Here is a 10640-nt window from a genome sequence, read left to right as displayed (position 1 = left end):
GCCGGCGGGCGCCGGTCGCCGCCGTCGGGGGTGGCGAGGGCCACGACACCCACGACGGCGAGTACGGCCGTCGCCGACCCGGCGCACGCCTGGACGACCCGGCGCCGGTTGCGGGCCCGCCGCGCGGTCCGGAGCATGGCGTCCGTGCTCGGTCGCGGTGGCGCGGCGACGCCGCGCATCTCGTCGCGAAGCGCCTCGCGCAGCTGGTCTCCGTTCATCGTTGCCCCTTCTCGCTCGTCGAGTGCATGGGTGACAGGAGGCCGCGCAACGTGTCCAGTCCGCGGGCGGACTGGCTCTTCACCGTTCCCGGCGAGCAGTTCAGCAGCGCCGCCACCTCGTCGATCGGCAGGTCCTCCCAGTAGCGGAGGACCAGGACGGCCCGCTGCCGGGGCGGTACGGCGGCCAGCGCCTGGAGCAGCACGAGCCGGTCCTCGTGCGGACTCGCCGGCACCGGCGGATCGGCGTCGGGCGTGCCCACCCGTTCCCGTCGCCACCAGCCCCGCCGCCGTTCGTCGAGGAAGGACCTCACGATGATCTGGCGCAGGTAGGAGTCGAGCGCCTCGTGCCGGGCGATCCGGTTCCAGACCAGGTACAGCTTGGTGAACCCGGTCTGGACCAGGTCCTCCGCGCGGTGCCAGTCACCGCAGAGCAGATACGCGGTGGCGCGCATGGCGTGGTGCCTCGCCGAGAAGTACTCCGCGAACGCCGTGTCGCGATCACTCATTCGGACCTCCGATCGGATTCGGGATAGTCACGCCATGTGTGGCTCCCGGGGTTGCTCGGAGGGCGAGGCGAATCTGCGCCGCCGCCGGTCAGCCGCGGAAGCTCCGCGCGAGCAACCGGAGCCCTTCGGGTACGTCGGCGGTGGCGACGGCGCCGTAGCCGAGCACCAGACCGGCCGGGCCGGGCGGCCCCGCCTGGTAGCCGGCGATCTCGCGTACGGTGACGCCGGCCTCGGCCGCCCGGGCGACGACGGCCGGCAGGTCGACGCCGGCCTCCGGGCGCAGCCGCGCGCACAGGTGCAGGCCCGCTGTGGACGGCACCGGGTCGAGCCAGCCGGCGAGGTCGGAGCGCAGCGCGGCGTCGATCAGGTCGCGCCGCTCGGCGTACACCCGGGTCGCCTTGCGGATGTGCCGGGCCAGTTCGCCGGAGTCGACGAACCGGGCCAGCGCGGCCTGCGTGGTGTGGTCGCCGTGCCAGTCGGTGAGCTGCCGGGCGGCCAGCAGCGCCGGGCGCAGCGAGGCGGGGGCGACCAGGTACCCGAGGCGCAGCATGGGCAGCAGGGTCTTGGAGAACGTGCCGACGTAGACCACCTTCCCGGCCCGGTCCAGCGTCTGCAACGGGTCCAGCGGGCGCGCCGAGAAGCGGAACTCGGTGTCGTAGTCGTCCTCGACGATCACCGCGTCCCGGGTCGTCGCCCAGTCCAGCAGCGCCGCCCGGCGGGCCGGGGACATCCGGACGCCCAGCGGGAACTGGTGCGACGGGGTGACGTAGACCAGCCGCGCGTCGCCTGGTAGCGCGCGTACGTCGATGCCCTCGTCGTCGACCGGCACCGGCACGACCCGCGCGCCGTGGCCGGCGAACAGCCGCCGGGCCGGGGGATAGCCGGGATCCTCGACGGCCACCCGGTCGCCCGGTTCGAGCATCACCCGGGCGATCAGGTCCAGCGCCTGCTGCGCGCCGTGGGTGACGACGACGTCCTCGGGCCCGGCCCGTACCGCGCGGGCGAGACCCACGTACCGGGCGACGGCGGTACGGAGGCCTCGGTGCCCGGCCGGGTCGGCGTAGCCGCCCCGGATCGTCGCGGTACGCAGTTCCCCGGCGACCAGCCGCCGCCAGGTGGCCAGCGGGAACAGCCCGGTATCAGGGGTGCCGGCCCGGAAGTCGTGGCCCGGCCGGGGCGCGGCGGTGGGCGCCGGCTCGGCGGACGCCCAGAACGCGCGGGGGCGTACCCCACCGGCCGGCGCGGGACGGGGCCGGGCGCGGGCGACCGGCTCGCCGGCGACGAACGTCCCCGCGCCGACCCGGGCGGTGAGCAGGCCCTCGGCGGTCAGCCGCTCGTAGGCGACGGCGACCGTGTTGCGGGAGACGTCGAGCCGCCGGGCCAGTTCGCGGGTGGGTGGCAGCCGCTCGCCGGGCCGCAGCCGGCCGTCCAGGATCGCCTCCAGCAACTGCCTGTGGATCCGGGTGGCGCGGTCGCCGGGACCGGCCAGGCTGACGTGGACATCCACGGCGACGACACTACATTGGCCCAATCACATCGCCCGGGATCGGCGCTTCTGCGAGCCAATCCGCAGGTCTTGGATGGAGGAAGGAGCACGGCGAACGGGGGACGAGCAATGACCGATGTCGACACCGGCCGCCGGGTCCGGGTGCTGGCCCTGGCCCAGCTCGCGAACTCGGTGGGTGACGGCGCGTTCTACGCCTGCTCGGCGCTGTCCTTCATCCGGGTGGTCGGGCTCTCCCCGGCGCAGGTCGGGATCGCCCTCACCGTGGGCTGGTCGACGGGCATCCTCGCCGGGGTGCCCGCCGGCCAGTCGGCAGACCGCTACGGCGCGCGGCGGATGACAGTCGTCTTCGCCATCGCCACCGCCGCCGCACTCAGCGGCTTCCTCGTGATCCGTTCCTTCCCGCTGTTCGTGCTGCTCGCCTGTTGCTACGCCGCCTGCCAGGCCGGGCTCACCGCCAGCCGGCAGGCACTGCTGGTCGGGCTGATCGAGCCCACGCGGCGCACGGCGGTACGGGCTCGGTTGCAGTCGGTCTCGAACGCCGGCCTGGCCACCGGGGCCGGGCTGGGCGCGCTCGTGCTCTGGGCGGACAGCCACCCGGCGTACCTGTCCGCCTTCGCGCTCGACGCGGCGAGCTTCCTGGCCGCCGCCCTGCTGGTGCGCCGGCTGCCCGAGGCGGCGGCGCCGGTCCCGGCCGGACCCGAGCCGGGACGGCTGGCCGTGCTGCGCGACCGCCCGTACGCGCTGATCACGCTGCTGAACGCGGTGATGTGCCTGAACATGCCGCTGCTCAGCCTGGCGTTGCCACTGTGGATCGCGGAACGGACCGACGCCCCGGCGCCGATGGGCGCGATCGTGCTCACCGTGAACATGCTGTGCGTGGTGCTGTGGCAGGTCCGGGTGGCCCGCCGGGTGACCGATCCGGGCACGGCGGCGCGGGCCAGCGGGCACGCCGGTTGGGTGCTGCTTGTCGCCTGCGGCGCGTACGCGGTCTCCGGGATGGTCGGCGGCGCGTGGGTGGCCTCGGCGGTACTGCTGGGCGCGGCACTGGTGCAGGTGTTCGGCGAGATGGTGCAGGCGGCCAGCGGCTGGGAGGTCGGCTTCACCCTGGCCCGCCCCGACCGGCAGGGGCAGTACCAGGGCTTCTTCGGCATGGCGCCGCAGTTGGCCCGGATGCTCGGCCCGGTGCTGCTGACCTCGCTGCTGCTCGGCTGGGGCACCCCGGGCTGGCTGGTGCTCGGCGGGCTGTTCGTGGTCGCCGGCCTGGCCATGCGGCCGGCGGTACGCCTCGCCGAGCGCCGCCGGGCCGCCGCCGCGGTGCGGATCCCCGCTCCGGTGCGGCGGACCGGCGCCGAGGTGTCCTCCACCACTTCCCGGGAAGACCGCTGAGCCGACGCACCTCCCACGGGAGGCGGTAGGGGCCGGTTTCTGGCACGGTGTCGGGTAGCGAGGGACACGGTTGAGGGGGAGTGGTGGAGTTCTCGGCGACGAGCAGGCAGGGGCGTGTCGGCACGGTGATCGAAGTCGCCGGTGACCTGGACATGAGCACCACCCCGCAGCTGCGCGACCGGCTGTACGAGCTGACGGAGGGCGGCGCCCGGGTCGTCGTCGTCGATCTGGCCGGGGTCGGGTTCATGGACTCCAGTGGCCTGGGCGCGCTCGTGGTCGGCTACAAGAGCCTGCGGGAGCGGGACGGCTGGCTCGGTCTGGCCGGCGTCCGCGCGTCCGTGCGCCGGGTCTTCTCGATCACCTCGGTGGACCGGGTGATCCCGTTGTTCGACACGGTGGCGGAGGCGGAGGACGCATCACCGCTGGTGCCGTGAGCGCCCCTCGACGGGTTGACCGCTCGCGCGGGCGAGGTCGGCGCCGGCGGTGCTGCGCCGGGGCCCGTGGTCGCCGTACCAGTCGATGACGAGCAGGGTGGCGTCGTCGGCCAGCGCCGGCCCGGCGATCTCCAGCACCGCGTCGGACAGCGCCCGCACCGCCTCGCGGGGATGCAGGTGGGCGATGCCGAGCAGGGCGCGGGGCAGGTCGAGGTCGGCGGCGTTGCGTTCGCGCATGCCGTCGGTGACCATCACCAGCCGGTCGCCGGGCCGCAGCGGCAGTTCCGCGCTGCGGTAGCCCTCGTCGGGGAACATGCCGAGCGGGAAGTTGCCCGGCAGGTCCACCGGTGCGACCCGGCCGTCCCGGACCAGTATCGGCGGTACGTGCCCGGCGTTCAGCAGTTCGCAGCGACCGGTGGTCAGGTCGATGCGGCCCAGCACGGCGGTGAGGTACGCGCCGCGTACGTTGGCGTGCTCCGCGACGGCCCGGTTGGCCTCCTCGGCCTGGACGATCAGGCTGCCGCCGCGCCGCCGTGTGTTGCGCAGGCTGCCGACGCCGAGGGTGGCGGTGAGCGCGCTCGCCACGCCGTGGCCCATGGCGTCGGTGACGCTGAGATGCAGGACGTCTCGTGCCAGGGTGTAGTCGAAGGTGTCCCCGCCGACGCTCGCCGCGGGTTCCAGCCACCCGGAGAGGGCGAAGGAGTTGGCCTCGCAGGTGAACGAGGCGGGCAGCAGGCGACGCTGGATCTCGGCGGAGAGGCTGAACGGTGTGGTGCGCTGCCCCCACTCGAACAGGTCGGTGTGCCTGCGGTTGGCGATGACCACGAACGCCAGCGCGAGCGCGGTGCGGGCGATCCGGCCCACCACGTCGTCGTCCGGCTCGTCGGGCAGGTCGATCTCCAGCAGGCCGATCGCCTCACCGCGGTCGGTGACCGGTGCCAGCACGGTCCAGGTGCCGTCGCCGGGGATGACCGCCGGGGCCTGCTGACGTAGTGCCTGCTCGTAGGGCCCACCGTCGAAGGGGAGGACCTCGGCGTCCTCCTCGTCGTGGCGCCGGCCGGGACCGCCACCGGCCGGCTGGTGGGTCAGCCGGACCAGCGCACGGCCGCTGAGGTCGGCGATCAGCAGCGAGACGCCGAGCGCGTTCAGCGCCGTGGCGATGACGCCGGTGACGGCCTCGACCGCCTCCACCGGGGCGGCGTCCTCGGCCGACTGCAACATCTCGGCCAGCATCGCCTGCTCGCTGTCCTTCACCTCGTGAGCATATTCAGCCCGCCGGACGGCCGCCTCGCGAGCGACACCGGGGGCGGCGGGTCGCGGTCATCGATCAGAGGTTATTGCATATAGTTGGCAACTACCGAATAGTGGCGGTAGTGGGCGCTCCGGCACGCGATGATCGATCCTCGCCGGAGCGCCCGCCCGCTGCCACCCGCAGACGAGTGTTCGAGGGGTTGCCGGTGGCGATCAGACCCAAGCCCGTACGCGTGGCCGCGGTGCTCACCGCCGCGCTGCTCGCCGCCGCCGGCTGTTCGTCGCCCTCGGCGTCGACCGGCGGCACGAGCGATACCGGCACAGTGGTGGTCGCCACCGCGGGCGAGCCGGACACGCTCAACCCGGTGCTCAACTACGGCGTCGACGGCGCCTCGCTGATCTTCGACGGGCTGGTCGCCCGGGACGCCCGCAACGAGCTGGTGCCCGCCCTGGCCCGCGAACTGCCCACCGTCTCGGCGGACGGGAAGACGGTCACCGCGAAGCTGCGCGCGGGGGTGCTGTTCCACGACGGCAGCCCGCTGACCGCCCAGGACGTGGTGTTCACCTACCAGGCGGTGCTCGACCCGAGAGTCGACTCCACGCTTCGGTCCGATCTGGACATGCTCGCCTCCGTCGCCGCGCCCGACCCGGCGACAGTGGTGTTCACGCTCAAGTACGCGTACGCGCCGTTCCTGCAACGGCTGGCGCTGGGGATCGTCCCGGCGAAGGCGTTCGCCGGGCAGGACGTCAACAAGGCCGCGTTCAACCGCAAGCCGGTCGGCACCGGCCCGTACCGGTTCACCTCCTGGACCCCGGGTGACCGGCTCGTGCTCGCGGCGAACGAGACGTACTGGGACGGCAAGCCGGCGAACTCCGGCGTGGTGGTGGCGTTCGTCGCCGACGACAACGTCCGGGCCCAGCGGATGCGGGCCGGCGAGTTCGACGCGGCGGAGCTGGCGCCGAAGCTCGCCTCCGGGTTCGAGAACCGGAACGGCTACCGGGTGCACAAGGTGCCGACCGCCGACTACCGGGGCGTCATGCTGCCGATGGGCAACCCGGTCACCGGCGACCTCGCGATCCGGCAGGCGCTGAACGTCGCGGTGGACCGGCAGGCCATGGTGACGGGTGTGCTCGGCGGTGCGGGCGAGCCCGCGTTCGGGCCGGTGCCACCCACCTCGGAATACGCGGAGCCGTCGATCGCCGGCCGGCCCGCCGCCGACACCGCCGCCGCGACCGCCGCGCTGGACGCCGCCGGGTGGAAGACCGGCCCGGACGGCATCCGCGTCAAGGACGGCCGGGCGGCCGCGTTCGCGCTCCTGTACCCGGCCACCGACAGCCTGCGCAAGGAACTGGCCCTGGCCGTCGTCGCCGACGCGAAGAAGGTCGGCATCAGTGTCACGCCCGAGGGTCTGACCTGGGACGCGATCACCCCGCGGATGAAGAACGACGCGCTGATGATGGGCTACGGCACGCCCTACGACCCGGACTTCGTCTCCTACAAGCTGTTCAGCTCGGCCTTCGCTGGGCAGGGCTTCTTCAACCCCGGCTCGTACCGCTCGGCGGTCACCGACGCCGCGTTGCAGGACGGCCGGGACAACGCCGACCCGGCCGCCCGCAAGGCCGCGTACGCCACGTTCCAGAAGCAGCTCGCCGCCGACGTGCCGTGGGTGTTCCTCACCTACCTCCAGCACACCTACGTGCTGAAGGACGCCGTGACCGGGGTGACGCCGCGGGTGGAGCCGCACGAGCACGACGTCGCCAACAGCATCTGGTGGAACGTGCACACATGGACGAAGAAGCAGTGACCGCGCCCGCGACCGGCCGGCGGCGACTGGCCGGAGCGGGCACCGTGGTCCGGCGGCGGCTGCTGGTCGCAGTACCGGTGCTCGCCGCGACAAGCATGGGCATGTTCGCGCTCGGTGCGGCCTCCCCGATCGACCCGGCCCAGCAGTACGCGGGCGCGGCGGCGTTCACCACCAGCGAGGAGAACCTCGCGCAGATCCGCGCCAACTGGGGTGTCGACGACCCGCTGCCGGTGCAGTACGCCCGCTGGGTCGGCAACCTGCTGCGCGGCGACCTGGGCTGGTCGACCAGCCGGCACGAGCCGGTCACGTCGGTGCTCGCCGCCCGGGCCGGCTGGACGCTGCTGCTCGTCGGCACCGCGCTCGCCCTGGTGCTGGTGGCGAGCGTGCTGCTGGGCACACTGGCCGCGTACCGGCGTGGTGGCTGGTTCGACAGGGCGCTGCGCGCCGTCGCGTACGCCGTGCAGTCCATGCCGGTGTTCTGGATCGGCCTCGCGGCGATCGCCGTGTTCGCGCTCAGCCTCGGCTGGCTGCCCGCCGGCGGGCTCACCGACATCACCGCCACGAGCACCGACCCGGCCGACGTGGCCCGGCACCTGGTGCTCCCGGTGACAGTGCTGGCGATCTCCCAGGCGCCGTGGTTCGTCCTGTTCGTCCGCGACGCGGTCGCCGAGAGCCTGCGCGACGACCACGTGCTGGCCGCCCGAGCCCGCGGGCTCCCCGGCCGGGCCGTCCTGTTCGGACACGCACTGCGTACCGCGCTGCTGCCGTTCCTCACCCTGGTCGGCACGCACCTGCCCGAACTCGTCGGCGGCGCCGTCCTGGTCGAGACCGTGTTCTCCCTGCCCGGCCTCGGCGCGGTCACCGTCGAGGCCGCGCTGGGCGCCGACTTCCCGCTGCTCGCCGCCACGACCCTGGCCACCACCGTCGTGGTGCTGACCGCGAACCTGGTCACCGACCTCGCCTACGCCGCCGCCGACCCCCGGGTACGCCTCGATGACTGATCTCGCCCTCCCCGCGCGCGTCCGGCGCCTGCGCCGCCCCGGCAGCGTGGGCACGACAGTCGCCGTCGTCGTGCTCGCCGGTGTGGTGGCCGCCGCGCTGCTCGCCCCGGTCCTGTGGCCGCTCGACCAGAGCGCCGTCGACCTGTCCCGTACCCGGCTCGCGCCCTCGCCCGACCACCTGGCCGGCACCGACGACCTCGGCCGCGACGTGGCCGTGCGCAGCCTCTACGGCCTGCGCGTCTCGCTGCTCGTCGGCGCGGTCGCCGCGCTCGTCGCAGCGGTCGTCGGCGGCCTGGTCGGCGCCGTCGCCGGCAGCGTCGGCGGGTGGGTCGACCGGGCGCTCATGCGCGTCGTGGACACCGTCGCCGCGCTGCCGCACCTGCTGCTGGGCATCTTCATCGTGGCGATGCTGCGTCCCAGCCTCGGCGCGGTGATCGCGTCCATCGCGCTGACGCACTGGCTGTCCACCGCCCGGATCGTCCGCTCCGAGCTGCTCAGCCTGCGCAACCGGCCGTTCGTGGACGCCGCGATCTCCGGTGGTGCCGGACGCGTCCGGGTGCTCACCCGGCACCTGCTGCCGCACGTGCTGCCGCGCCTGGCGCTGGCGACCACGCTCATGGTGCCGCACGCCGTCTGGCACGAGACCGCGCTGTCGTTCCTCGGCCTGGGCCTGCCGCCGCACCTCGCCTCGATCGGCAACATGATCAACGACGGGCAGCGGTCCCTGCTCACCGGCGCCTGGTGGGCCAGCATCGTCCCCGGCCTCCTGCTCGTGGCGGCCACGCTGGCGCTCGCCGTGCTCACCGGCCGCTGGCGTGACCGCCTCGACCCGCGCGTACGGGCGGAGCTGCACCTGTGACCGCCCCGGCGCTGCTGACCGTCGACGGGCTGACCGTCCGCTTCCGGCTGCGCGACGCGGTCGTGCACGCCGTCACCGACCTGAGCCTCACGCTGCGGCCCGGCGAGCTGCTTGCAGTGGTCGGTGAGTCCGGGTGCGGCAAGTCCGTGCTCGCGCACGCCCTGCTCGGCCTGCTGCCGCGCAACGCCGCAGTCACCGGGCAGGCCCGCCTGCGCGCGCCGGGACGCGACGAGGTCGACCTGATCGGCGCGGGGGAGCGGCACCTCGCCCGGCACGTACGCGGCCGGGGCGTCGGCCTCGTCCCGCAGAGCCCCGCCACCGCGCTCACCCCGGTGCGTACCGGGCGGAAGCTGCTGGAGGAGACGCTGCGCGCGCACGGGCACAGCCGCCGCGACGCGCCCGCCGCCGCCGGCCGGGTCGCCGCCGACGTCGGCCTCGACCCGGCCGACCTGAACCGGTACCCGCACGAGCTGTCCGGCGGCATGGCCCAGCGGCTCGCCACCGCGCTGGCTCTCGCACCGGACCCGCCGGTGCTGCTCGCCGACGAACCCACCACCGGCCTCGACCGGCCGCTCGTCGACCACACGCTGGACCTGCTGCGCCGCCGCTGCGACACCGGCGCCGCCGTCCTGCTCATCACGCACGACCTGGCCGCCGCGCGCCGCGTCGCGGACACCGTCGCCGTGATGTACGCCAGCCGCATCGTCGAACACCGCCCGGCCGGGGCGCTGTTCGACGCACCGGCCCACCCGTACACCGCCGGTCTGCTCGACGCGTTGCCCGACCGCGCGTTCGTTCCGGTACCGGGCCACCCGCCGGCGCTCACCGACCTGCCCGACGGCTGCGCCTTCGCCCCGCGCTGCGCCCGCGCCACCGGCACCTGCGACGCCCTGCCCCGCCTCGCCGCCGACGGCGCGGGCCGGGTCGCCTGTCACCACCCGCTGCGCGAGGGAGTACCGGCATGACGATCACGGTTCCCGGCGCCACCGACGCCGCCGCCCCGGGCGACGCGCCGGCCGGCGGGCTCGCCGCGCACCAGGTCTCCGTCGCGTACGGCGGGCAGCGCGTCCTCGACCGGGTCGACCTGCACATCGCCCCGGGCGAGACGGTCGGGCTGCGCGGCCCGTCGGGCAGCGGCAAGTCCACACTCGCCCGCGTCCTCGCCCTGCTGCACGCCCCGGACGGCGGTCACGTCACGATCGACGGGAAACCGGTCGGCGGCGTCCGCCACCGCCTGCCGGCGCAGGTACGTACCCGCGTCGCGATCCTGTTCCAGAGCCCGCGCGCCGCCACCGACCCGCGGCTCAGCCTCGCCGACATCGTCGCCGAGCCACTGCGCGCCACCGGCACACCGCGCGAGCAGGCCGCCGCCCGCGCGGCGGAGCTTGCCGACCTGGCCGGGCTGACGCCCGACCTGCTGACCCGCCGCCCGCACGCGGTGAGCGACGGGCAACTGCAACGCGCCTGCCTGGCCCGCGCCCTGGTGCACCGGCCGGACTACCTGCTCTGCGACGAGGCCACCGCGATGCTCGACGCCTCCACCCAGGCGCACGTCGCCGCCGTCATCGGCGACTACCAGCGCCGACAGGGCGCCGGGGTCCTGGTCATCACCCACGACCCGGCACTGATGGCCCGCTGGGCCACCCGGGTGGTGGACCTGCCGGCGGCGTGAC

The 10640-nt window shown here is 74.5% G+C and carries 10 protein-coding genes and 1 pseudogene; 7 read left to right on the top strand and 4 right to left on the bottom strand.

What is annotated here, in order from left to right:
• The 3 genes and pseudogenes from AC2CHG_RS07025 to pdxR form a co-directional block, all read right to left on the bottom strand.
• Window positions 1-218, bottom strand: a pseudogene (locus AC2CHG_RS07025) (hypothetical protein); the annotation flags it as partial.
• A complete protein-coding gene (locus tag AC2CHG_RS07020) occupies window positions 215-724 on the bottom strand; it encodes a SigE family RNA polymerase sigma factor (protein ID WP_262012743.1) in 510 nt (169 codons plus the stop codon). The gene AC2CHG_RS07020 and the pseudogene AC2CHG_RS07025, both read right to left, overlap by 4 nt.
• A gap of 88 nt (window positions 725-812) precedes the next feature.
• Entirely contained in the window at window positions 813-2231 is a 1419-nt protein-coding gene (gene pdxR, locus AC2CHG_RS07015) for a MocR-like pyridoxine biosynthesis transcription factor PdxR (protein ID WP_484524405.1), read from the bottom strand.
• 108 nt (window positions 2232-2339) lie between these two features.
• Between pdxR and AC2CHG_RS07010 the strand changes: the two genes are divergently transcribed.
• Window positions 2340-3617: an MFS transporter gene (locus AC2CHG_RS07010; protein WP_484524404.1), complete on the top strand. Its 1278-nt coding sequence runs from the start codon at window positions 2340-2342 to the stop codon at window positions 3615-3617.
• 83 nt (window positions 3618-3700) lie between these two features.
• Complete coding sequence (locus tag AC2CHG_RS07005; protein ID WP_315985914.1) at window positions 3701-4051, top strand: STAS domain-containing protein; 351 nt, start codon at window positions 3701-3703, stop codon at window positions 4049-4051.
• Here the strand turns inward: AC2CHG_RS07005 and AC2CHG_RS07000 are convergent.
• Window positions 4034-5305, bottom strand: a complete 1272-nt coding sequence (locus tag AC2CHG_RS07000) for a PP2C family protein-serine/threonine phosphatase (protein WP_484524403.1) — start codon at window positions 5303-5305, stop codon at window positions 4034-4036. The genes AC2CHG_RS07005 and AC2CHG_RS07000 overlap by 18 nt on opposite strands.
• 203 nt (window positions 5306-5508) lie before the next feature.
• Between AC2CHG_RS07000 and AC2CHG_RS06995 the strand changes: the two genes are divergently transcribed.
• The 5 genes from AC2CHG_RS06995 to AC2CHG_RS06975 are packed head-to-tail and all read left to right on the top strand — an operon-like array spanning window position 5509 to window position 10639.
• Window positions 5509-7107, top strand: a complete 1599-nt coding sequence (locus AC2CHG_RS06995; RefSeq protein ID WP_484524402.1) for an ABC transporter substrate-binding protein — start codon at window positions 5509-5511, stop codon at window positions 7105-7107.
• Complete coding sequence (locus tag AC2CHG_RS06990; RefSeq protein ID WP_484524401.1) at window positions 7089-8108, top strand: ABC transporter permease; 1020 nt, start codon at window positions 7089-7091, stop codon at window positions 8106-8108. Before AC2CHG_RS06995 ends, AC2CHG_RS06990 begins: the two co-directional genes overlap by 19 nt.
• Window positions 8101-8967, top strand: coding sequence for an ABC transporter permease (locus tag AC2CHG_RS06985; protein WP_355510294.1), 867 nt, complete (start codon window positions 8101-8103; stop codon window positions 8965-8967). The genes AC2CHG_RS06990 and AC2CHG_RS06985 overlap by 8 nt, the downstream gene beginning before the upstream one ends.
• A complete protein-coding gene (locus AC2CHG_RS06980; protein ID WP_484524400.1) occupies window positions 8964-9932 on the top strand; it encodes an ABC transporter ATP-binding protein in 969 nt (322 codons plus the stop codon). Before AC2CHG_RS06985 ends, AC2CHG_RS06980 begins: the two co-directional genes overlap by 4 nt.
• Window positions 9929-10639, top strand: a complete 711-nt coding sequence (locus AC2CHG_RS06975; RefSeq protein ID WP_484524399.1) for an ABC transporter ATP-binding protein — start codon at window positions 9929-9931, stop codon at window positions 10637-10639. Before AC2CHG_RS06980 ends, AC2CHG_RS06975 begins: the two co-directional genes overlap by 4 nt.
• Window position 10640: the final 1 nt, after the last annotated feature.

It is taken from the genome of Micromonospora sp. ATLC20 (genome assembly GCF_057196585.1).
This window is presented reverse-complemented; position numbering and strand designations above follow the sequence as displayed.